The organism is Streptomyces achromogenes subsp. achromogenes, assembly GCF_000720835.1.
GTDB lineage: Bacteria > Actinomycetota > Actinomycetes > Streptomycetales > Streptomycetaceae > Streptomyces > Streptomyces achromogenes.
Window position 1 is genome coordinate 1 of sequence record NZ_JODT01000035.1, and the last position, 22,634, is coordinate 22,634.

Annotated in this window: 22 protein-coding genes; 10 read left to right on the forward strand and 12 right to left on the reverse strand. The window is 72.7% G+C overall.

Annotated elements, in window-relative coordinates; genetic code table 11:
* Positions 1–108: 108 nt before the first annotated feature.
* Together cysC and IH25_RS0129875 are read right to left on the reverse strand one after the other, a co-directional pair.
* Positions 109–678, reverse strand: a complete 570-nt coding sequence (gene cysC, locus IH25_RS0129870) for an adenylyl-sulfate kinase (RefSeq protein WP_051754206.1) — start codon at positions 676–678, stop codon at positions 109–111.
* A 41-nt stretch (positions 679–719) separates the two neighbouring features.
* Positions 720–1,448, reverse strand: a complete 729-nt coding sequence (locus tag IH25_RS0129875) for a sulfotransferase-like domain-containing protein (RefSeq protein WP_030617543.1) — start codon at positions 1,446–1,448, stop codon at positions 720–722.
* A 320-nt stretch (positions 1,449–1,768) separates the two neighbouring features.
* Between IH25_RS0129875 and IH25_RS0129880 the strand changes: the two genes are divergently transcribed.
* The 7 genes from IH25_RS0129880 to IH25_RS0129910 are packed head-to-tail and all read left to right on the forward strand — an operon-like array spanning position 1,769 to position 7,693.
* Complete coding sequence (locus IH25_RS0129880) at positions 1,769–1,933, forward strand: lysine biosynthesis protein LysW (protein WP_030617547.1); 165 nt, start codon at positions 1,769–1,771, stop codon at positions 1,931–1,933.
* The gene (locus IH25_RS0129885) at positions 1,930–2,808 is read left to right on the forward strand and encodes a RimK family alpha-L-glutamate ligase (protein ID WP_030617551.1); all 879 of its coding nucleotides are present in this window, start codon (positions 1,930–1,932) and stop codon (positions 2,806–2,808) included. Before IH25_RS0129880 ends, IH25_RS0129885 begins: the two co-directional genes overlap by 4 nt.
* A complete protein-coding gene (gene argC / locus IH25_RS0129890) occupies positions 2,796–3,833 on the forward strand; it encodes an N-acetyl-gamma-glutamyl-phosphate reductase (RefSeq protein WP_030617554.1) in 1,038 nt (345 codons plus the stop codon). The genes IH25_RS0129885 and argC overlap by 13 nt, the downstream gene beginning before the upstream one ends.
* Positions 3,834–3,874: 41 nt before the next feature.
* On the forward strand, positions 3,875–4,708 hold the full coding sequence (locus tag IH25_RS0129895) for a [LysW]-aminoadipate kinase (protein ID WP_030617556.1): 834 nt from the start codon (positions 3,875–3,877) through the stop codon (positions 4,706–4,708).
* On the forward strand, positions 4,705–5,847 hold the full coding sequence (locus tag IH25_RS0129900) for a M20/M25/M40 family metallo-hydrolase (RefSeq protein WP_051754208.1): 1,143 nt from the start codon (positions 4,705–4,707) through the stop codon (positions 5,845–5,847). The genes IH25_RS0129895 and IH25_RS0129900 overlap by 4 nt, the downstream gene beginning before the upstream one ends.
* Positions 5,844–6,716, forward strand: coding sequence for a transketolase (locus IH25_RS0129905; protein WP_078844490.1), 873 nt, complete (start codon positions 5,844–5,846; stop codon positions 6,714–6,716). Before IH25_RS0129900 ends, IH25_RS0129905 begins: the two co-directional genes overlap by 4 nt.
* Positions 6,713–7,693, forward strand: coding sequence for a transketolase family protein (locus IH25_RS0129910; protein WP_030617562.1), 981 nt, complete (start codon positions 6,713–6,715; stop codon positions 7,691–7,693). The genes IH25_RS0129905 and IH25_RS0129910 overlap by 4 nt, the downstream gene beginning before the upstream one ends.
* A 193-nt stretch (positions 7,694–7,886) precedes the next feature.
* Here the strand turns inward: IH25_RS0129910 and IH25_RS0129915 are convergent, their stop codons facing one another.
* From IH25_RS0129915 to IH25_RS0129955, 9 genes are all read right to left on the reverse strand, one after another.
* Positions 7,887–9,170, reverse strand: a complete 1,284-nt coding sequence (locus tag IH25_RS0129915) for an MFS transporter (protein WP_030617565.1) — start codon at positions 9,168–9,170, stop codon at positions 7,887–7,889.
* Positions 9,171–9,176: 6 nt separating this feature from the next.
* A complete protein-coding gene (locus IH25_RS0129920; RefSeq protein WP_051754210.1) occupies positions 9,177–10,268 on the reverse strand; it encodes a polysaccharide deacetylase family protein in 1,092 nt (363 codons plus the stop codon).
* Complete coding sequence (locus IH25_RS0129925) at positions 10,265–11,641, reverse strand: condensation domain-containing protein (protein WP_030617572.1); 1,377 nt, start codon at positions 11,639–11,641, stop codon at positions 10,265–10,267. Before IH25_RS0129925 ends, IH25_RS0129920 begins: the two co-directional genes overlap by 4 nt.
* 70 nt (positions 11,642–11,711) lie before the next feature.
* Positions 11,712–12,848 carry an acyl-CoA dehydrogenase family protein gene (locus IH25_RS0129930; RefSeq protein WP_030617575.1) on the reverse strand — a complete coding sequence of 379 codons (1,137 nt, stop codon included), beginning with the start codon at positions 12,846–12,848 and terminating at the stop codon, positions 11,712–11,714.
* A gap of 175 nt (positions 12,849–13,023) precedes the next feature.
* On the reverse strand, positions 13,024–13,773 hold the full coding sequence (locus tag IH25_RS0129935; protein ID WP_030617578.1) for a class II aldolase/adducin family protein: 750 nt from the start codon (positions 13,771–13,773) through the stop codon (positions 13,024–13,026).
* On the reverse strand, positions 13,770–14,486 hold the full coding sequence (locus IH25_RS0129940; protein ID WP_030617581.1) for a dihydrodipicolinate reductase C-terminal domain-containing protein: 717 nt from the start codon (positions 14,484–14,486) through the stop codon (positions 13,770–13,772). Before IH25_RS0129940 ends, IH25_RS0129935 begins: the two co-directional genes overlap by 4 nt.
* Positions 14,479–14,742 (reverse strand): phosphopantetheine-binding protein, encoded by a 264-nt coding sequence (locus IH25_RS0129945; protein WP_030617584.1) that lies wholly within the window; start codon positions 14,740–14,742, stop codon positions 14,479–14,481. Before IH25_RS0129945 ends, IH25_RS0129940 begins: the two co-directional genes overlap by 8 nt.
* A 28-nt stretch (positions 14,743–14,770) precedes the next feature.
* Entirely contained in the window at positions 14,771–16,210 is a 1,440-nt protein-coding gene (locus IH25_RS0129950) for a class I adenylate-forming enzyme family protein (protein WP_030617585.1), read from the reverse strand.
* Between the two features lie 5 nt (positions 16,211–16,215).
* Positions 16,216–17,643, reverse strand: coding sequence for a nitroreductase family protein (locus IH25_RS0129955; RefSeq protein WP_030617588.1), 1,428 nt, complete (start codon positions 17,641–17,643; stop codon positions 16,216–16,218).
* Positions 17,644–18,343: 700 nt separating this feature from the next.
* On the opposite strand from IH25_RS0129955, the gene IH25_RS38700 reads away from it, so the two are divergent.
* The 3 genes from IH25_RS38700 (at position 18,344) to IH25_RS0129970 (ending at position 20,582) form a co-directional block, all read left to right on the forward strand.
* The gene (locus tag IH25_RS38700) at positions 18,344–19,048 is read left to right on the forward strand and encodes a glycerophosphodiester phosphodiesterase (protein WP_157847041.1); all 705 of its coding nucleotides are present in this window, start codon (positions 18,344–18,346) and stop codon (positions 19,046–19,048) included.
* Positions 19,049–19,260: 212 nt separating this feature from the next.
* The gene (locus IH25_RS0129965; RefSeq protein ID WP_030617593.1) at positions 19,261–19,929 is read left to right on the forward strand and encodes a hypothetical protein; all 669 of its coding nucleotides are present in this window, start codon (positions 19,261–19,263) and stop codon (positions 19,927–19,929) included.
* Between the two features lie 2 nt (positions 19,930–19,931).
* A complete protein-coding gene (locus IH25_RS0129970) occupies positions 19,932–20,582 on the forward strand; it encodes an RES family NAD+ phosphorylase (protein ID WP_051754214.1) in 651 nt (216 codons plus the stop codon).
* 8 nt (positions 20,583–20,590) lie between these two features.
* Here IH25_RS0129970 and IH25_RS0129975 read toward each other — a convergent pair whose 3' ends face one another.
* Positions 20,591–22,615, reverse strand: a complete 2,025-nt coding sequence (locus tag IH25_RS0129975; protein ID WP_051754216.1) for a caspase family protein — start codon at positions 22,613–22,615, stop codon at positions 20,591–20,593.
* Positions 22,616–22,634: the final 19 nt, after the last annotated feature.

Sequence of the window (22,634 nt, forward strand, 5' to 3'; positions counted from 1 at the left end):
TGCCGCCGGAGAACAGGATCACCGGGTTCTCGAACTCGCCCGCCACCTCGCGGAAGATGTGCACCGCCTCGGACTCCAGCGCGTCCAGATGCGACAGGGTGAAGTCGCTCACACCAGCCCCCGCTCCGCCAGTGCCGCGTACACGGCATCCGCCGATTCGCGCACGGTCTGAGTGTGGGAATCGACCCGCAGGTCCGGTGCGTCGGGTACCTCGTAGGGGTCGTCCACACCGGTCAGCCCGCTGATCGCGCCGGCCGCCTGGCGGGCGTACAGGCCCTTCACGTCCCGCTCTCTGCACACCTCCACCGGCGCCGCCACATGGACCTCCACGTAGTCCGTGCCGGACGCCGCGTGCCGTTCCCGCACGGCGCCGCGGCTGTCCGCGTAGGGGGCGATCACCGGCACCACCGCCTTCACGCCGTTACGGGCGAGTACCTCCGCGACCAGGCCGATGCGCTGCACGTTCGCGTCACGGTCCGCCCGCGAGAAGCCGAGGCCCGCGGACAGGAACCGGCGGATCTCGTCCCCGTCCAGCACCTCGGCGCGGTGTCCCTCCGCGCGCAGCCGGTCGGCCAGCGCTCTCGCGATCGTCGTCTTCCCCGCACTCGGGAGCCCGGTCAGCCAGATCGTGGCGCCGGCGTTCCGCGGTGTCCGACAGGTGCACCGTATGTCTGTCATTTCCTTCTCAAACCCCTCTGCGGTCGGCTGGGAGGACTTGGTCAGGCGCCCAGCCGGTGCGAGCTCAGCTCCCGGTAGAAGGGGAGATGGTGCTCCAGGTAGGAGGCGAGTACCGGATGGTTGCGCACGTCGACCCGGTCGCCGCCGGACTTCGCCTCGAAGCCGCGGCTGTTGCTGACGTCCTTGTGCCACTTCTCGCTCGGCGCCCACTCGCCGCGGCTGCCCTCGTTCCAGCTCAGCGCTTCGGCGACATAGGGAAGGGACAGCGCGTCGCAATACGCCTTCACGGTCTGCTCCGGCGCGGCCACGAGATCGCCGGCGTCCACCACCACGGGACGTTCCCCGGTGATTTCCCAGACCCGCTGGAACAGTTCGTACTGTGCCTCGAACCCGATCTGGTGGATCTTCACCTCGGGATTGATGGCGTAGTACGACGCAATCGTCTCCACGGGATCGCGCACGATGAACGTGTGCCGCGCCTCCCTCAGGAAGCCGGTGTCCGCGAGCACTCCTGGATAGCGCTCGTCGGTGGTGTCCTTGAAGAACAACGGCTGTTCGGCGGCCAGGCGGCGGATCGCCGCGAGCAGGTCCGGCTCGGAGCCGATCCGCTCTCCCGCCACTTCCACCGAGCCGAACTCCGCCAGGTAGGAGAAGGGTTCGTGCAGGAGCTGGAAATCCCCGCGCTCCGCCATCATCCGGAAGAACGCGGTGGAACGGCAGCGTGGCGCGCTCCACAACGCGAGAATACGCGGGAGGTGCACCTGGCTCATCTGACTCTCCTCATCCGGGATGTGGCCGATTGCCTAAGAGCGGTTCACCATAGCCACAGCCAACCCCCCGATAGCAATGGCGGACGAGCCCCGGACCGCCATGCAATCGCAAATTGAGACGCCTTTGTCAGCGTGCCGTTGAGAAGACGTCAACGCGCTTCGACATCCGTTGGCCCGGCTCAGCGTCATGTCCACCGGCGGGCCAGGACCGATTCATCAGCGCAGTGGATGCACCACCGGCCCGTGCCCGCCTAGCGTTACGGCTCGCGTCCTGGCGCAATCCCGCCCAGGAATCCACGGAAACCGATGGGAAGAGAACAATGCCGAATTGTCCGGGGTGCGAGGGTTCTGTCGCTCTGGAGGAGAACCCCCGCGTGAACGAGATCGTGGAGTGCGGCGAGTGCGCCACCGAACTGGAGATCATCTCGGTCGACCCGGTCGAACTGGCCATCGCGCCGGAGGTCGAGGAGGACTGGGGCGAGTGAACCCGGCCACGCCTGCGGCCTCCTTCCTCCTGCTCGCGTCCCGGGTGAGAGCCGATGAGAAGCGCCTTCTCGACGCGTTCGAACGGCGGGGCATGCGCTACGAGTACCTGGACAGCCGAACGGCGTGGTCCCCGCTGCACCAGGACGCACGGGAACGACGTCTGGTGCTCAACCGGGAGATCGGGCACGCCCGTGCGCTGTACGCCGCCCGCGCCCTGGAAGCGGCCGGTCACGTCGTGGTCAACTCCGCGGCGGCCACCGACGTGTGCGGCGACAAATGGCAGACCTCGGTGGCGCTGCGCGCGGCCGGCCTGCCCACTCCGCGCACCGCGCTCGGCCTCACCCCCGAAGCGGCGCTGGAGGCGCTGGAGGCCATCGGCTATCCGGCGGTGGTCAAGCCGCTCGTCGGCTCGTGGGGCCGGCTGGTGACGCCGGTCCCCGACCGGCGTACCGCCGAGACCGTCATGGAGTACATCGCCGCGTTGCCCTCTCCGCAGTCGCACATCGTGTACGCGCAGGAGATGATCGCCAAGCCCGACCGTGACATCCGCGCGATCGTCGTCGGCGGAGAACTGCTGGGCACCGTGCACCGCCGCGGTGAGCAGTGGCGCACCAATGTGGCGCGCGGTGCGACCACGGAGGCGTTCGAGCCGTCCGCGGACATCGTCAAGCTCGCCCTCGCCGCGGCCGAGGCGGTCGGCGCGGACATCGCCGGGGTCGATCTGATCGAGGACGCGGACGGCCGGCCCCTGGTGCTGGAGGTCAACGACGGCGTGGAGTTCTCGGGCTTCCAGCGCGCCGTGGGCGACCGCGTCGACGTGGCCGACCGCATCGCAGAGTTCCTGATGACAAGGGCCCAATCATGCTTCGAGTAGCGGTCGTCGGTGCCTCCGGGTACATCGGCGGCGAACTTCTAAGGCTCCTGCTGGGGCACCCCCGGGTGACGGTCACCGTCGCGACGTCGAGTCGGCACGCGGGCAAGCGGGTGGACGGCCCGCACCCCAACCTGCGCGGCACGACCGACCTGACCTTCCTCGACCCCGGCCGTCTCGCGGCGGCCAAGGACCAGTACGACGTGCTGTTCCTGGCCACCCCGCACAAGGAGACGATGGGGCGGATGCCGGAGTACCTGTCGCTGGCCGATCAGGTCATCGACCTGTCCGGCGACTTCCGGCTGCGCGACCCGCGGGTGTACGAACGCCACTACGGCGTGCCGCACACCGCGCCGGAACTGATCCCCGGCTTCGCCACCGGGCTCCCCGAGTGGCACCGCAAGGAGATCCGGGGCAGCGACCGCATCTCGGTGCCGGGCTGCATGGCGACGGCCGGCGTGCTGGCGCTGCGTCCGCTGTCCGAAGCCGGGCTGATCCACGGGGAGGTCCAGGTGGACGCCCGTACCGGATCGAGCGGTTCGGGAGTGTCGGCCGGTTCCGCCAACCTGCACGCCGAGCGCAGCGGCGCCATGCGGATCTTCGCCCCCAACAGCCACCGGCACCAGGCGGAGATCACCCAGGCCACCGGGCTGCCGGTGCGGATGACCGCCACCGGGGTGGAGGCCGTACGCGGCGTACAGGTGCTGTGCCGGGTCTCCCTCACCGACGGCGCCGACGAGCGCGCGGTGCGCCGGGCCTATCGCGAGGCGTACGCCGACGAGCCGTTCGTGCGCGTGGTGGCGCAGAAGCGCGGCCTGTACCGGCTGCCCGAACCGAAGATCCTCTCCGGTTCCAACTACTGCGACGTCGGCTTCGACATCGATGAGGAGTCACGCACGGCACTGGTCGTGGGGGCCCTGGACAACCTCGTCAAGGGCGGTTCCGGCAACGCGGTGCAGTGCCTCAACGTCCGGCACGGCTGGCCGGAACGGCTCGGCCTGGAGTTCACCGGTCTGCACCCGAACTAGGCATCGGGCAGGGCGGCACGACGAAGACCGAAAGGGCACAGATGCAGGACATCACGGTGGTCAAGTGCGGCGGCAACGCCGCGGTCGACCCCCTGGCCGTCTGTTCCGACGTCGCCGGCATGGTGGGCGACGGCGAACGGGTGGTGCTGGTGCATGGCGGCTCCGCCGACATCGACGCCCTCGCGGGGCGGCTCGGCGTGCCGATGCGCAGGTTGGTCTCCCCCGACGGCGTGTCCGCACGGCACACCGACGCGGCCACACTGGAGGTGGTCCACCTGGCGCTGGCCGGACTGGCCAAGCCGCGCCTGGTCGGCGCGCTCGTCGCGGCCGGGGTCCCGGCCGTCGGGCTGACCGGCCTGGACGGCGGACTGCTGCGGGCGAAGCGCAAGGGCGTCCACCGCGCCCTGGTGGACGGCCGCCGGGTGCTGGTGCGCGACGACCACAGCGGACGGGTGACCTCCGTGAACACCGGACTGCTCGGCACGCTGCTGTCGTCCGGCGCGGTCCCGGTCGTCTCGCCGCCCGCGCTCGCCGAGGACGGCCGGCCCGTCAACGCCGACGCCGACCGTGCGGCCGCCGCCGTCGCCGGCGCCCTGGGGGCCCGCACTCTGGTGCTGCTCACCGGCGCTCCCGGCGTGCTCGCGGACCCGGCGGACGAGGACTCCGTCCTTCCGGTGTGCGCGGTACCCCGCTCCGGTCCACCGCCGTTCACCGGCGGCGGCATGGGGCTGAAACTCATCGCGGCCCGCGAGGCGCTGCTCGGCGGGGCCCGCCGGGTGCTCGTCGCCGACGGACGGCGGCCGGACCCGGTGCGCGCGGCACTGGCCGGTCACGCCACCGAGGTGACCCTGCTGCCCGAGGAGGCCCGCGCATGACCCAGCTCTCCGTGTGTACGGCCCTGCCGCCACGGCCCAACGAGTCGTTCGCGGTGGGCCTGCTGCGCCGCATGCTGGAGATCCCGTCGCTGTCGTACGAGGAGAGACCGCTCGCCGAGCTCCTCGTGCGGAGCATGCGGGAGCTCGGCTTCGACGCCCGGGTCGACGAGGCGGGCAACGCCGTCGGCGAGATCGTGCGCGGCGGTACCCGGGCCGTTGACGGTCCCACGGTGATGCTGCTGGGCCACATGGACACGGTCTCCGGCGAGGTGCCGGTGCAGGCCCGCGACGGGCTGCTGTACGGGCGGGGGGCGGTGGACGCCAAGGGGCCGCTGGCCGCCATGATCTGCGCCGCCGCGGCGGCCGACCGCTTCCGCGGCCGGATCGTCGTGGTCGGCGCGGTGGAGGAGGAGACCGTGCTCTCCCGTGGCGCGGCCCACATCGGCCGCACCCACCGGCAGCCGGACGCGCTGGTCATCGGCGAACCGAGCGGCTGGGACACGGCCGTGCTCGGCTACAAGGGCAAGCTCGACCTCGTCTACGAGGTGGAGGTCCCCGCCACGCACGGCAGCAACCCCGATCCGAAGGCGTCCGAACTGGCCGCCGCCTGCTGGGCTCAGCTGCTGGACCTGCTCGGGCCCGACGCGGGGCACGGCTCGTTCGACCGGCCCGGTCCGACCCTGGAGTCGATCACCGGCGACCTGACGTCCGCACGCGTCGAGATGAGTGTCCGCGTCCCGCCCGGCTTCGACCACGACGGGCTGGTCTCGCGCCTGTCCGAGCGGCTGCCCCAGGGCCGCCTCGACCTCGTCAACGCCGTCCGCGCCGTCCGGGTCGGCCGTACGGATCCGGTGGTGCGGGCCCTGTCCGCCGCCATCCGCCGTCAGGGAGTCCGTCCCGGGGCGAAGGTGAAGACGGCGACGTCCGACATGAACACCCTGGCCGAGGGCTGGCGCATCCCCATGGCCACCTACGGCCCGGGAGACAGCAAGCTCGACCACTCCGACCAGGAGCACATCGTCCTGAGCGACTACCTCAGCGCCATCAAGGTGCTGACCGACGCGCTCCATGAGCTGAGCGACACACTGCGGCCCGCAGCGTCCGATCCGACCGAAGCCCACCACCGGGGACAACGATGACTGAACTGACCGGCACCGCACCGGCGGCCGGTGCCTGGCACGGCGGCCCGCCCGCGGAGCACACCCTCAGGGTGCGCGAACTCATCGTGGAGATGTGTGGTTCGGCGGGCGGCGGGCACCTCGGTGGCTCCATGTCCCTGGTCGAGATCCTGGTGACGCTCTACCGGTCCACGCTGCGCGTCGACCCGCGGGCGCCCGACGCCCCCGGCCGTGACATCCTGCTGCTCAGCAAGGGGCACGGGGCGATCGGGCTGTACGCGGTGCTCGCCGAGCGCGGCTTCTTCCCCGAGGAGGAGCTGGCCGCCTACGGGCAGCCCGACAGCCCCTTTTCGGCGCACCCCAACCCCGCGGTGCCCGGCGTGGAGATGCCGACGGGGTCGCTGGGGCACGGGCTGCCCCAAGGCGTCGGTTTCGCGCTGGCCGCGCGCTTCGACAACAGCGACCGCCGCTGCTTCGTGGTGCTCGGGGACGGCGAGCTCCAGGAGGGGTCGGTGTGGGAGGCTGCCATGGCGGCCGGCTCCCTCGGCCTCGGCGGGCTCGTCGCCGTAGTGGACCGCAACACCCTCCAGATCACCGGTCCCACCGAGGACGCCGTCGGCCTGGAGCCGCTGGCCGACCGCTGGCGCAGCTTCGGCTGGACGGTGCGTGAGGTGGACGGTCACGACATCGACGCGCTGCGCGCCGCGTTCGACGCGATCCCCGCCGACGCGGACCGTCCGACCGTCGTGATCGCCCACACCGTCAAGGGGCGCGGACTGCCCTACATCGAGGGCCAGACCCGCAGTCACTTCGCCCGGCTCACCGAGCGTCCGAAGAAGCGGGCGCTGTCCACCCTCCGCGCCCAGTACAGGAAGGCGGCCCAGGCATGACCGGCCCCGTCACCGCACCCGCGGACCCGCAGTCGGCCGAGGCACCGGTCCCCTCCAGCCGCGAGGTGTACCGCGACCTCCTGGTGGAGTTCCTCAACGCGGACGAGCGGGTCGTCTGCCTCGACAGCGACACGGGCCTGTTCAACGGCGTCGACTTCGGCAAGGGTGCCGAGCGCTACGTCAACCTGGGCATCGCCGAGCAGAACCTGATGGGTGCCGCGGCCGGCCTGGCGCGCTCGGGCCGGACGCCGTACGTCAACACGATGGCGACGTTCGCGACCACGCGGGCCCTGGAGCAGCTGAAGCTGGACATCGCGCTCAACGACCTGCCGGTGCGCATCGCCGCCACGCACGGCGGGCTGTCGGCCGGGCATCTCGGCGCCACGCACCACGCACTGGAGGACCTGGCCGTCACCCGGCTGCTGCCGAACCTGACGGTGGTGGTGCCGACGGACGCCACCACCACCGCGGAGCTGCTGCGCCAGGCCCAGGAACTGCCCGGCCCGGTGTACATCCGGCTCGGCCGCGACGCCACCCCGGACCTGCCGTCCGACGCCCCGCCGGTGGAACTGGGCAAGGCCCAGCGCCTGCGCGAGGGGGACGTCCTCACCATAGTGGCCACCGGCCCCTACCCCGTCCACCTGGCCCTGGAGGCGGCGTCGGCGCTGGACGCGGCGGGCGTGGCCACGACGGTGCTGAACCTGCACACCATCAAGCCGCTTGACACCAGGGCCCTGGTGGCCGCGGCCCGGGCCAGCCGGGCCGTGGTGACCGTGGAGGAGCACTGGGTCAGCGGCGGCCTCGGTTCGACGGTGGCCGAGACGATCGCCGAGCTGGGCCTGCCGGTCCCGGTCCGCCGCATCGGTGTCGGCGACCGGTTCGCCGCCGGCACCGGCGGTCAGACGCATCTGCTGAAACGCAACGGCATCACGGTAGAGGCGGTCCTCGCCGCGGCGACCGAGGCGCTCGGGCGGTAGCCCACCGGGGTGTCGCGGCCACCCCAACAGGCAGGACCGCCCCCCGCCCGGCAGACCATGCGCCCAGTCGGACTCGACCGCCGGTTCCGGCAGCTCATCGTCGTGGTACCCCGGGACGACGGGCGGGGAGCGGCGGGGGGGGAGCCGGCGAGCCGCTCCCCGCTCCGCCTCCGGGGAACTCGTGCCGGGCCGTTCAGGCGCGGTCCGGTATCCGGGCCAGGGTGCGGATCGGGCGGGTCAGCAGCAGCGCGGCGGCGGTGAGCAGGGCGACCACGATGCCCACTTGCAGCACCCGGTCGGTGCCGAAGGCTCCGGCGGCCGGACCGGCCAGCGCGCTGCCGACCGGGAACATGCCGACGGAACCCGCGACCTCGTAGGCGTGGACGCGGTTGAGCACCTCGCCCGGCACCTGGGTCTGCACGCTGGTGGCCCACATGACGCCCCAGAAGGTGATGCCGATCCCGACCACGACCTGGGCGACGGCGAGCAGCCACACCGGCCAGCCGAGCACGATGCCGAGCGGGTAGAGCGGATACGCCAGCATCGCCACCGCCCCGGCGGCGAGCGGACGGACAGGCTTGTAGCGCAGCGCCAGCACCCCGCCGGCCACGGTGCCCGCCCCGAACGCGCAGTTGAGCAGGCCGAAGGCGGTGGCGCCGTGCGCGGGCACGATCACCCCGGCGGCGACCGACAGCTGCGGTCCCCAGGAGAGCACGGCGAAGAACATCCAGATCACGATCACGCCCCACAGCCAGCTCCGGGAGCGGAACTCGTACCAGCCGGCCACCAGGTTGCGCCACAGGCTCTCGCCGGCCGGCGGCGCGGGCACCACGCCGAGCCGCAGCGCGAACAGGCAGCCCGCGCTGGTGCCGTAGGCGACGGCGGAGATCACCATGACCCAGCCGGTGGCGGCGGTGCCGACCAGCACGCCGGCCAACGCCGGGCCGCCGAGCGCGGTGAGCGCCTCGGAGATGCGCAGCACACCGTTGGCACCCTGCACGTCCCGGGCCACCAGCGGGACGGTCGAGGAGGCGCCCGGCTGGAACATCGCGTTGGCGGTGCCGGCCACCATCAGCAGGCCGTACAGGTGCCAGAGGTGGTCGATGCCGTGCAGGAACAGGAAGGCGAGCAGCACATGGGTGGTGAGGTTGGCCAGGTCGGAGGCGATCATCATCCGGCGGGCGGTGAACCGGTCGGCGAGCACCCCGCCGAAGAGCACCAGCCCGGCGAACGGGCCGACCAGGAAGGCCATCGAGTAGCCCGCGGTGCTCAGGCCGTACCCGGAGCTGAGCAGTCCGGCCGAGACCGCGACCGGCAGCATGGCCCAGCCGAGCAGGCCGGCGCTGCGGGCGGTGAAGTAGTACTGGAAGTTGCGGGACCAGATCGCCGGTTCCCCGGCCGGCGGCGGCCCGGCGCCCGGGTCCTGGTCGTGTGGGGCCGTCACCGCCGGGGTGTGGTCTGCCGAGCGATCCTTCATGGGTCTTCAGTGCTCCAGCCGTAGATCGTGTTCTGCTTGGTCGAGCGGCCGGCTTTTGCCGGGGCCGGGCGGCGTGGGCAGTTCTGCCACGGGGACCGGTTCCAGGCCGCGTGCGAGCAGGCCCTCGATGATCGACGGGAGGGCCTGTACGGTCTGGCGCCGGTCGCCGCCGCTCTCGTGCATCAGCACCACCGAGCCCGGTCCGGCGGCCTCCAGGACGGTCGCGGCGATCCGCTCCGGTCCCGGTCTCGCCCAGTCGCGGGAGTCCACGTCCCACAGGGTGAGGGTGGTCGGGTGCCCGTCGAGCGCGGCCAGCACCTCCGGGCTCAGCGCGCCGTACGGCGGCCGGAACCGGGTCGGCGCCTCGCCGGTCACCCGGGCCACCGCCTCCGCCGTCCGGTCGAGCTGTTCGCGCAGTTGCTCCGCGGTCAGGTCGGGCAGGAAGGGGTGCGACCAGGAGTGGTTCCCGATTTCGTGGCCGGCCTCGGCGATCCGGCGCACCTCGTCGGGCAGCGCCGCGACATGGTGGCCGACGCAGAAGAAGGTGGCCCGGACGTCGTAGCGGTCCAGGATCTCCAGGATCCGGCGGGTCCGCACCGGGTCGGGGCCGTCGTCGAAGGTGAGCGCGATCCGGGGCGTGTCACGGCTGCCGTGCGCCAGGCAGCGCCCGGCCGCCGTCAGCGCCGCCTGGAGCGGTTCGCTGCGCCGTACGCCCTCGAAGTACTCGTCGGCGCGGCCGGACAGGGTGCCGCTCTCGGCGGTCACCCGGGCCAGCTCGCCCGGGGTGCTGCGGGCCTGCTCGGCCAGCCGGCGGGCCGGGACGGAGCCGAACCGCGGTCGGGGCGGCAGCAGCCAGGGATCGGCACGGTAGACCTCCAGGCCGGCCGCCGTCATGGGCCCGTCGAGCAGGCCGTTGGTGCTGTCGATCACCACGGCCAGCGGCTGTTCCCGGCCCAGTTCCCGTAGCCAGGCGATGAGTTCGGCGACCTGGGCGGCGCCCCAGCCGCTCGGTCCGGTGACCCGGCGGCCCGCGCCGTCGATGACCTCGACCCGGTAGCCCGTGCCCGTCCAGGCGATGCCCGCGTACCGCTTGCTCACGCCTCCCCCAGCGCCATCGCCTCGGTGACGACCAGCCGCTCGACCCCGCGCAGGAAGGTCTCCATGCCGTCGCGGGTGAGGACGGCCGGGTCGGCGGTCATGCACAGCTCCAGGGCGCCGGGGGCGGTCAGCACGTCCACCGCCACGGAGACGTTCGCCCGGGGCAGGAACTCCGTGGGCCAGCTCAGCTCGGTGCGGCCGGTCAGCTCGGTCAGCGCGGCCCGTGGGCGTCCGGTGGTGTCGAAGGGGCCGGTGCCCGGGTCCCGGGTGTCGTTCCACCAGCACGAGTGGTCGGCGGCCGCCCCCCGCTCGACGAGCCGCGCCACCTCGCGGTCCAGCGCCCACTTGTCGTATCCGGCGTGCCGGAACGCGCTGAACGAGACGGACCGCGTCCGCCGTACCGCGTCCTCGAAGTCCCGCCCGGCGTCCGGGAGCAGGAACACCGCTTCCTGCGCCATCGTGCTGACCGACTCGGCGGCGGCCGGCTGGAAGCGGTTGCTCACCACCACCTGGAACAGGATGTCGTCGCTCCCGGACATCCTGGCCAGCTGGTGGGAGGCGGCGCCCAGCAGCACCGCCGCGTCGCTCGCGCCCCACCCGGCGGCGACCCGTTCGACGGCGACCGCGAGCGCGGGCGAGCGCAGCAGCGCGTTGGGGAAGAGCCGGCCCGGGTCGGTGTCCGCGAGGTCCGGTGCCGCGGGGGCGGTGAAGATCCGCCGGGGGCCGGCGGCCAGCCGCTCGCACCAGTAGCGCCGGGCCGCCTCGTCGCGGCGGCGGCCGAGCGGGGACGCCTGGAACTCGGCGGCCTGCAGCGGCTGGAGGGCGGGCCGGGCCGCGAGCAGCGACTCGGCGGTCTCGCCCGCCTCGATCAGCCGCAGGTCGCGCAGCATCCGGCCCTCGCCCCACAGGTCCATCGCGGTGTGCGAGGCCGCCAGCACCAGCCGGTGCACCAGCCCTTCGCACTCCACGAGGCCGACCCTGAACGGCCACTGGCGCGCGTGATCGAAGGACCGGCCCGCCAGCTCGTCCAGGAGGGCTTCGCCGACCGCCGGGGCCTTCGCGGCGGCGCAGGTGCGGACCGCCACGGGCAGTTCGCCGCTCCCGTCCACGACTTGGAGCAGCCCGTCCTCGCCGTCCGGCAGGAGACGGGTGTGCAGGCTGTCGTGCATCCGCAGCAGCTCCGTCAGGTCCGCGAGGACGCGGGAGGCGGGGCGGGGCGGGTCGAGCGGCAGGTCCAGCCGCAGGTTGTAGCGGGGGGCGTCGTCACCGAGCCGGGTGACGACGCCCCAGATCGCCCGCTGGCCCCAGGTGGCGGGGCCGGTGCCGGATCTGGCGGAGTCCAGTGTGAGGATCCGCTCCTCGACCGTGGTCATCGTGTTCCGAACCGTCCTTTCGGGTTGCCTCGTTCGGCGCTGCTGACAAAAGGTGGGTGTGCCCGGACGGCTACAGGCCCTGTGAGATGACCATGCGCTGGATCTGGTTGGTGCCTTCGACGATCTGCAGCAGCTTGGCTTCGCGCATCCATCGCTCCACCGGGTGGTCGCGGACGTAGCCGGCGCCGCCGAGGACCTGCACCGCGTCGGTGGTCACCTTCATCGCCACGTCGGTGGCGAACAGCTTCGCCTTCGCGGCCTCCAGCGAGTACGGCCGGCCGGCGTCCTTGAGCCGGGCGGCCGCCAGGGTGAGTGCCCGGGCCGCGGCGATCTGGGTGGCCATGTCGGCGAGCAGGAAGCCGATGCCCTGGAAGGAGAGGATCCGCTGCCCGAACTGGCGGCGTTCCTTGGCGTACCGCACGGCGTAGTCGGCGGCGGCCTGGGCGATGCCGACCGCGCAGGCCGCGATGCCGAGCCGGCCGCAGTCCAGTGCGCCCATCGCGATCAGGAAGCCCTTGCCTTCGCGGCCGATCAGCCGCCCGGCCGGCACCCGGACGCCGTCGAAGCCTATCTGGGCGGTCGGGTTGGACCACACGCCGAGTTTCCGTTCCGGCTCGTGCACCACCATGCCGGGCGTACCACCGGGCACGACCAGGCAGGACAGGCCCCGGGCGCCCGGTCCCCCGGTGCGGGTGAACACGGTGTAGAAGTCCGCGTGTCCGGCGTGGGTGACCCACGCCTTGGTCCCGCTGATCCGGTAGCCGTCGTCCTCCCGTACCGCCCGGGTGGTGAGCGCGGCGGCGTCCGACCCGGCCTCCGGCTCGGACAGGCAGTAGGCGCCCAGGAGTTCGCCGCCGAGCATGCCGGGCAGCAGCTCCTCGCGCTGGGCCCGGGTGCCGTAGGCGGCGGTGCCGAAGCAGGCGAGGTTGTGCACGTTGACCGCTTCGGCGACCCCGAACCAGTGGTAGGCGATCTCCTCCAGCGCCTGCAGGTAGACCTCGTACGGCTGTCCGCCGCCGCCGTACTCCTCGGGGTACGGCAGGCTCAGCAGCCCGGCCTTGCCCAGGGTGCGCACGATCTCCCGGGGGAAGGTGTGGGATTCCTCGAACTCGGCCACGCGGGGCGCGAGTTCGCCGGCAGCGATGTCCCGGACCAGGCCGAGCAGATCGGCCGCCTCCTCGGTGGGCAGGATGCGCTGGACCTTCATCGGAAGTCCTCCGTGCGTGTCGGGTATGGGTGGGCGGGAGCCGGGGGCGGGCCGGGTCACGCGGGGGCGGCGCGCAGCGCGGTGCGGGGGCGGCCGGACAGCGCCCGGGCGCGCCGGACCGGCGCCCGTTCGGCGGCGGCCCGGCCGTCCCCCGGCGGGCCGTTCGGGCGTGCGGTCAGCCGCGGTCCCAGCCGGCGGTCTCCGGCCAGTGCCGGCCGACCCGGCGGACGGCGTAGTCCCAGTACGAGCGGACGGAGAGGTCGGCGTAGACGAAGTCCTGCTTGGCGGCCACGTCCCGGTCGGTGGACCAGACGTACGGCACGCCGGTGCTCTCGGCGGTGAGCTGGAGGCGGCAGGCCCGCTCCAGCACCTGGGCGAAGACGGCGGCGTGCCGCACGCTCTTGCCGACGATCACTCCGCCGTGGTTGCGCAGCAGCACGGCCGGGTGCTCGCCGAGGTCCTTGGCGATGTGCTCACCGGTCGCGATGTCCAGGACGGTGTTGCTCGTCTCGGTGAACAGGCCGAGCCGGTCGCGGAAGTAGGCGCCGTCGTGCGAGACCGGGCGCATCTCCAGATCGGTGGCGCCGAACAGCAGGGTGTACGGCGCGTGGCTGTGGACGATGCCGTTGACATCCGGCCTGGCCCGGTAGATGGCCTGGTGGAGGGGGAGTTCCGGCGGCGCCTGCGGCGGGGCGGGGCGGGTGTGGTCCACGGCGCAGCGGACCACGTCCGCCGGCGCGGCCTCGTCGAAGCCGACCAGGGCGCCCTTGATGAAGAACTCGTCCCGGCCGGGTATCCGGGCGGAGATCTGGCCCTGGTTGAAGTCGTCGTGCCCGTCGAGGGAGAGCATCCGGGCGCCGAGCGCCACCTGGAGCACGATCCGGCGTTCTGCCGGGTTGAGCGGCTGCGGTTCCTCGGTGGTCATGTCCTGTTCCTAGCTGTCAGGTCGTCGTAGACGGTCCGCATGGTGACCAGGCCGGGAGCGGCGGCGCGGGCCCAGTCGGCGGCGGCCAGCGCGCCCCGGGCCGGCACCGTCCAGCTGCCGACGTGGTGCCGCACGTGCAGCGACTCGCCGTCCCAGGTGTGGGTCAGCTCGTGTTCGCTGACGGGCAGTCCGGACCGTTCGTCGGCGATGTCGGCCACCTCCCGGCCACTCGCCGCGGCCCAGGTCCCGGCGAGCGCGAGCGCGGTGGCGCTGGGCCGGTGTGCCTTGCCGAGCGGGTGCCGTTCGCGGACGGTGGTCACCGGGTCGAACCGGCCCGTGGCGTAGGCGGCGGTGAACTCGGCGATGCGTGCCTGGAGGTAGTGGCCGAAGGAGAGGTTGGTCGCCCGGACCACCGGCACCGTTGCGGCCAGTTCCGCCAGCGCCTTCCACTGGGTGTCCGACAGATTGGAGACGCAGGCGACGAGCGATACCCGGTGTCCCGCGCAGTAGTCGAGGACGTCCGGGTGCGCCTCGGGGGCGCTCGCGTCGATCAGCACGTCGGGGACCGCCTCGGCGGACCAGCCGGTACGGCGGGAGGCGGTGAGGCAGACCCGGGTGCCGTCCGCCCGGCAGACCGCGCGCACGGCCGAGCCGAGCCGCCCCAGGCCGACGATCCCGATCGTGCGGCCGCCCGCCGCGGGTGTCTCAGGCATCGGCGCCCGCGCCGCCGGCGAGCACCAGGGCCGTGACGGAGTCGATGGTCTCATAGTGCTCGATGGCGGCCTCCGGGTCCAGGTAGACCCCGACCTCGTTCTCGATGCTGTCGATCAGGCGCATGTAGGAGAGCGAGGTGTACCCGACGTCGCGCAGGGAGTAGCCGGCGGCGGCGAGGTCGGCGGCGGTGACGCTGCCGTCACCGGCCGCGATGACGAGATCGATGATCTTGGTGCGGAGCGCGCTGCTGTCCATGGGCAAGTCCTGTGGGTCGAGGGGAGGTTCAGTGGCTGTCTGGGGTGTCGAGCAGGCGGCGCAGGCGCTCGACGGACGGCTTGCCGATCGAGTTCGCCGGTATCCGGTCCACCAGGCGCAGGATGCCGGGCACCTTGAACGACGGGAGGGTCGCCGCGCAGTGCGCGCGCAGGGACTGCGCGGTCACGCCCGGTTCCGCGGCGACGACGGCGGCCAGGGCCGGTTCGCCGTGCTGGTTGTCGGCCTCGAAGGCGACCGCGTCCAGGACACCGGGGGCCTCGCGCAGCACGTCGGCGATCTCGATCGGGTCGATCTTGCGCCCGCCCACGTTGACCATCCGGCTGGTGCGCCCGGTCAGGTGGAGCGCGCCGTCGAGCAGCCGGCCCTGGTCACCTGTGTGGTAGTAGCCCTGGTCGTCGAGACGCTGCTCGAACAGGCCGGGCGCGTTGAGGTAACGCGAGCCCATCGACTCGCTCTTGACCCGGATGCCGTGCTCCTCGGCGAGCAGGTGCACACCGGGCAGGGGCGTGCCGAGCCCGCTGCCGGTCGCGTCGGCGGCGTACGTCAGCGGCCCGGTCTCGGCGACGCCGTAGTAGTTGTGGATCGGTACGCCGGTGAGCCGGGTGAACTCCTCGCGCACCGAGTCGCGCAGCGGGGCACCGGAGGAGATCGCGGTGCGTACGGTGGCGAAGCCCTCCTCGGGGGCCCGCCGCACGATCGAGTCGTACAGCGCCGGGAACGCCACCAGCCGGGTGGCGGCCGTGCTCTCCAGGAGCCGTACGACCCGGGAGGCGGTGGGCAGACCGTGGGACAGGTGCAGTGAGGCACCTTGCAGAAAGGCCGCCAGCAACGAGGTGTTGAACGCCAGGCCGTTGGAGAGCGCCGCGAAGCAGGCGATCCGGTCCTCGGCCGTGAGACCGGTGCCCTTCACCCAGTTGGCGGCCGCCGCGGACACGGCCGTGCCGGAGAACTCGATGCAGTTGGGCCTGCCGGTGGAGCCGGACGTGAAGCGGCACACCTCGGTGTCGTCCAGCAGCCGCGGACGCGGGGTTTCGTACCGGCGCACCCGGCTGACCGTGAGGTAACCGAACTCGCCGTCGTCCGTGAGGCTTTCGCTCACGATGTCCCGGACGTCGGCGCTCGGGGCGTGGATCAGCAGATCCAGCCCGCAGTCCTCGGCGATCCGGGAGAGTTCGAACGGGCCGAACGCCGAGTCGGCCAGGAAGGGAACCGCGCCCGCGAACAGCGTGGCCAGGTAGGCGACCACGTATTCGACGGAGTTGGTCGCGTACAGACCCACCCGGGGCGGCTCGCCGCGCACGTCGTACCGGGCGAGCCGGTCCGCCGCGGCATGGGCCCGGACGGCCAGGTCGGCGTAGCCGAGGAGACCGTCGGCGTCGGTGACCGCGACCCGGTCGCCGTGGCGGGCGAGGACGTCGGTGAGTACGTCGGGAAGGACGGCGCGCATCGGGGTCACCGCTCGTTCTGGGCGTGCGCCATGGCAAGCCGGTCGAACTTGATGCCCGAGTCGTCCGGGCGGCCGATCAGCAGGGCGTACAGGATCTCGTCGTCGTCCGGAAGCCCCGCCAGCGTTCGCCACAGCGGTGTGTCGAAACCGCCGATGGCGGTCACGCCGACCCGCGCGCGGTGCGCGCCCAGGTAGAGCAGTTGGCCCAGGGCGCCGCAGCGGAAGGCGAGCTCGCGCAGGTTCTCGGCGCCGGCGGCGGAGCCGGCCCCGGCGAGCGAGGTGCGCGGCACGTGCAGCAGCAGGATGGCGGCGGCCCCGGCGAGGGCGCGCTGCTGCATGCAGGCTCGGGCCACCTCGTCGGTGGACGGCAGCCGTCCCGGCCGCCGCTCGCCGGTGTCCAGCCGGTACACCGCGTCGTGTCCGGGTTCCACGGCCGACCGCAGCACGAGCGTGGCGGACAGCGCTGTGGCGGCGGGCAGGTCGGTCTCCAGCGGTGTCGTCAGGGCCGAGACCGCTTGCCAGACGGCGGCGGCGGGGACGGGGGCGCCGGTGAACGCCTTGCTGGAGGCGCGCGTTCCGATCAGTTCGGACCACGCGGACGCCTCGCCCAGGCCGCTGTCCGCGGCGGGCAGTCGTCCGTCCGTGCGGACGCGCGCGAGCGGCGCGGCCACCGTGTGGAGGGCCGGGACCTCGGAGTGCCCGGTCCACCCGGCGAGGGAGTCCCAGCAGGTGCTTTCCAGCCATGACCGCCAGGTGGGTCCGCGCCGTTCCCGGTCGGTGTCGTCGTGTACGGTCCACCGGGTCCAGGAGTCGTCGGCCGGACCGGCCGGCAGCAGGGTCACCGAGTGAATCTCCCGGCAGTTCTCGCTCGCCTCCAGCAATTCCGAGAGGGATTCCCTCGGGAAGCGCAGCCGTAGCGCCCCCGCCGCGCCACGGCCGGCCGCGGCCAGTACGAGGTTCCCGGCCGCGTGACCCGCGTCGAGCTGGGTGTAAAGATATCCCCGGTCGCCATATTTGCGCATGGAAAGCCAAGGGCGGGTGAGCGTGACAACCAGGGCGCCGCCGCCTTCCGGGACGGCCAGACCGGACGCGTCGAGTGCGGCGGTGACGGCCGCCCCGGCGGCCACCCGGGCGCAGGTGCGCCGGTCGGCGTCGACCCGGAACGCCGTCGGCACGCCGTCCTCGCCGGTGAGGACGGCGAACTCGTAGGGGTACAGGGCGCCGGCCGACGGCACCGCCCGCGCCGCGTACGAACCGCAGGAGCGGTTGGCTTTGCTGGTCAGCACGCCTTCCTCGAGCAAGGACAGGGCGCGGCGCAGTCCGGGCGCGGTAACGGGCCCGGCGGGTGGGTCGGGGGGCGCCGACGGCAGCGCCACCCGGTCCCACAGGTCGGCTTCCGGTACGGGTTTGCGTACGGTCAGGTTTCCTTGCACGTCGGCACCAGCCTCCTGTTGTCTGACAGCCCACGGGATGTGCCTGAGACAGGCGGTGACCTCCGTGCGGACGGCACGGAGGCAATACACCAATGCGAGATGTGACATTTACAGTCGCAATGGCGCCTTGCAGGACTTGCAGATGTTCTTCGATCAGGACTGACGCGTTCTCGGATCGCGAGACGGGTGCGTGACCTTCTGGAACCGGAATGCGGCACGCATCCGGGAGAGCGTCGTACAGGAAGGGAACACATGATCGGTTTCGGCCATCGACAGCATGCCAAGAGGCCCCCGCATTGGTCAAGACCAATGAAACAAGGCTGTTTAATGAACGACCACCCCATGACCGGCGGGTCACCGCGCCCGAGCCCTGGCGGCGCCGGCGGCGCGACCCCGGTCACCACGAAGATCAGCACACAGAGCAACGGCAGGCCGGCTTCGCGGTCGGGCCGGCTCCGGCAAAAGGCATCGATCCCGTAACGCAGCTTGCGCGCCGGTGATTCGAACCACTTCCCTGTCAACACAGCCGGACGCGGGCTACCGTTGGCCGGTGACGAAGCGAAGATTAGTTCGATTAGCGACCCTTGTGGCATCCGCTGTCACTGTGATGACCGCCTGTTCTCCGCCTTGGGCGGAGGACACCGCGGCAGCCGCGGACACCACCGCCGCCGCTGCCGCGTCCCGGTGCACAGTGCCCCAGGTGATCGGCCATCGCGGCACTCCCGAGGACGAGAACACGCTGCGGGGATTACGGGACGCCGCCGACGCCGGGGTGAGCGGCGTGGAATTCGATGTGTGGTGGACCCGGGACGGCGTGCCGGTCCTCTCTCACGACCCGACTGTCGACCGCACCACCACCGGGCACGGACCCATCACCGCGATGACCGCCTCTCAGGTCCGCGCCCTGCACACCAAGAGAGGCGAACCCGTGCCGACCCTCACGGAGGCACTGAGCTTCACGACCGCACGCCGCCTCACCGCGATGGTCGAGCTGAAGCCGACACCGACTCCCGCACAGCTGGATTCGCTGCTGTCCGTCATCCGCGCGACCGGCGCAGCCCCCTACGTCATCGTGCACAGCTTCAACGCGGACGCGGTCGACGCCGTACACCGGGCCGCGCCCCAACTGCACACCGCGCTCACCCACGAGAAGACCCGGATCACCGGCAACCAAGCGGCCCGGTACGGGACCTCGCTGAACGTCTCCCGCTTCCTCGTCACCCCCAGTGCCGTCCGTGACTGGCACTCCGCCGGGCTGAAGGTCTACACCTGGACGGCGAACTGGCCGCCGGCGTGGGAGAAGGCGAAGGCCGCCGGTGTGGACGCGGTACTCACCGACCGCGTGGAACCGTACAAGGAATGGGCCCGCACCGCGTGCGCCCCGACGGTGACAACCGCACCATAACAACGAACAACCCGAAAACCCGCTGTTGCCAGGGCTTGGGGTCCGGTGGGCTGCCGAGAGTGGACTCTTCCGGCAGCCCACCTTTGTGTTTCCGAGCAACTCGCCCTACTTTCCCGTCTGTTGGGCTGTGCGTCGGCGTGGTCGGCGGTACGGTCGGCCCTGGTACGGTGTGTGGGCGCGCCCGTGGAGCCGGGGGAAGGGGCGAGGAGCCGGTGAATCCGTTCCAGGTACTGGCCGCTGTGGCGGCCGCGTGGGAGCGGCTGGGGCCGTATCTGACGCGTCTTGCGGCCGAGCCCGGCGCGCGGTTGGCGGCGGCCCTGGAGGGGCTGCGCGCGGCGGGCGGTGAAGGCGAGCGCCGCGGCCACGCCGAGACCGCCGCGCGGCTGGTCCTCGGCTGCCTGCCGCCGGAGGAGGCCGGGAGGCTGGGTGTCGGTGAAGGCGCCCGGTACTCGCAGAGCGCGCGAGAGGTCACCGTCCACGGTTTCCGCGCCACGGACCTCGCCGTACTGCTGGTCGACGGCAGCCCCATGGTGGGTCCCGTGCTCGGTCCGGTCCGCGAGCGGCTGCTCGCGCATCCGGTACTGGACGACGCGGACGTCCGCCTTCGGGGCGGGGATCCGACGGCTCCGGACCTGATCCGGCTGCCGGGGACCGGGGGGCGTGCGGTGCTGCCGCGGTTCCAGTTCCGCGACGGTGCGCTGCCGTGGCGGGTGGTGCTGGAGGTAAACGCGCTGCTGGAGGCGGGCCGGGACCCGTGGGGAGCGGCCGACTGGTGGCTGTCGGCCAACGCCTGGCTGCGCACCGAGCCGGCCGCGCTGCTGGGAGCGGACCGGGACGCGGAACTCGTGTCCGCGGCACGGACGTTGCTGGACGGGGAGTGACGGTGCCGAACGTACCCCCGCCCGCCGCGCTGCCCGGCACGCCCACGAAGGTGACGCTGCCCGAGGGCACCTCGCTGTTCCGGGTGCACGCTTCAGCCCTCGCCGGTGCCGCGTTCAACCCCGTCCCGGCCGGCCGGCTCTACGGCGGCGGGCGCTTCGACGCGACGGAGGACCGGCCCTACACCTATCTGTACGCGGGGCTCGCGCCCGCGGCAGCGGTCTGCGAGTCGCTGCTGCGATCGGTGCCGTTCGCCGCGGACGGCGGGCCCCGGCTGCTGCCGCGCACCGGCATCGCCCGCAAACGCTGCACGTTCCTGCGCCTGGCCACCGACGTCACGGTGGTGTCGCTGATGTCGGGCGCCGACCTCGCGGCGGTGGGGCAGGACTCCTGGCTGGTGCAGGCCGAGGCCGCCGAGTACCCGTGGACGCGGAACTGGGGGCACTGGATCCGCGACCGGACCGAGCCGTGGGCGCAGGGCTTCGTCTGGCCGTCCAAGCGGGAACCCGCCGACCGGGTCGTGATCCTGTTCGGTGACCGGTGCGCGACGGACACGGTGACCGAGTGCGAGCCGGCCGTCGACTTCGGCACTCCGGACGGCGAGGACTGGCTGAACACCGTCCTCGCGCCCTACCACGCGCGCCTCGCGCCTTGATCCGGCGGTCAAAAGGGCGAACCGGCTTGCTGTTCCGGCCGGTTGCCGTCCGGGATGACCGTGCGCAGCGGGATCGTACGTGTCGTCCACTGGCCCGGTGCCTGCGGGCGGGCCTCCCCCAGGTCGCGGTCGCCCCGGCCGGGCGGCGTGAGACGCAGAACGGTGTGCGCGCCGGGCCGGTGGGCACCGCGATCGCCGGAGGCGTCCAGGTTCCAGGGCGGCAGGTGGAAGGGGGAGGTGTTCAACTCGCCCTCCGAGACGATGAGTTTGAGCCAGTCCCGCACCTCTGCTCCGGGGCGGGCCCGGTGCGCGGGCACGGACAGTGCCACCGGCCGGTCGTCCAGCGCGAAACCGGTACGGCCGGGGCCGATGAAGTGGCCCGGGTACAGGTCCGTGTGGGCGGCGTGGCTGTCGGTGAGGTTCAGCAGGACGCACCACAGGGTCCGGGTCGCCGAGCGGTTGTGGAGGCGGATGGACAGCCAGGGTTCCCGCGGGCGGCCGGTCGGCGCGTGGCCGTAGCGGCAGACGATCTCCCCGCTGCCGTCCGGGAGGAGGGGGCCTGGCCGGTCGGAGCTCCAGGGCCCGTCGTAGGTCCAGGGGAGGATCTCGACGCGGACCAGGTCCTTCAGCGGTGACGACGGGTTGTCCAGGGTGAACAGCTGGTGCCAGCGTGTGAGGTGGTGCAGGCAGTCGGCGACACGGCGGGCGTCCTCGCGCCCGTCGAGCGGCAGCGGCGGTACGGCCGCCGAGCCGTCGCGCCGCACGACACCGGCCTTCAGGCCCCCGTCCCGGTCCGGGGACACGACGACGCGCAGCAGGTGGCCCGCAGCCGAAGCCGGGTCGTCGGTCAGCCGGAGCAGGGGTGCCGGACCGCCCCCGGGACCCGACGATGCGATGACCTCCCGGAGCAGTGCGGCCGCCGCGCGGGCCGCGGCGGAGCCGTCCGGTGTCTCGATACGGACGCGGGTGGGCGGCAGGGCGAGCGCCGACAGCGCCACCGGATGGGCCCGCCGCCGGTCGGGCTCCGGGCCGACGGGGCCCACCTCGGCACGGTCGGCGTGCACGGCCCGCACTCGTACGACGCGTGGTGAGGCTCCGGGTGCGGTGACGGTGAACTCGGTGCCGTCGGGGTCGTGGGCGGACAGCCCGTGCACGCGGCCGCAGTCGACCTCCCAGCCGTGCGGCCCGTGGCGCAGCAGGTGCGGGGCGCGGGTACGGGCCACCGTTCCGCCGAGGAAGGGCCGGTCGGCGGGGCCCCCGGGGGCGGGCGGGAACAGGACCGGGTGCTGGTCGGCGCGCTCGGTCTGGACCGCGCAGTGAGCGGCGGCCAGGACATCGCGGTAGGTCGCGCCCGGTCCGGCCGCCCGCACCGCCGCCAGCAGAGCGTGCGTGAACACTCCGTGCGGGACGCCGTCGAAGTCCCTTTCGTAGGACAGCTCGTCGAGCCGGCCGGCGGCGAGCAGCACATGGCGGGCCGTGGACGTGCCGGCAGCCCCGGTCAGTCCCCGCTGTGCGGCAGGCGCCTGCCACCAGGTCGCGGGTGGGGCGTAGCGCGCGATCACTCCCGCCGGAACGGATGCACGGGTCGCGCCGCCCGAGAAGCAGCAGTCCAGGACGGCCGCCACGTGAGCGCCCCGCGCGGCGACCTCCTCCAGCAGTCCGCCCAGCTCCTTGTCGACGAGCGGCCGGCCGCCCTCGCGCGGGCTGTCGGCGCAGACCAGCGCCTGGTAGCGGCCGGTGGCCTCGGTGCGCCGGTGCAGAGGCAGGACGGCTTCGAAGTCGGTGCCGTGACCGGAGAACCAGAACAGCGCCGTGTCACCGGGGCCGGCGGCCCCGAGGTGATCGCGGAGGGCGGTGACCACACCGTCGGTGGTGGCTTCGCCGTTCCTCAGCAGGCGGGGCTCGAACGGTTCCCGTGCCAGCGCCCCGAGCAGAGCGGCCGCCGCTTCCACGTCGTTGACGGCGCCCCTCAGTCCCCGCTGGGGAGCGGGATAGTCGTCGATCCCCACGAACAGCGCGTACACAGTCCCCATGGCGGGAGTCTCCCAGAAG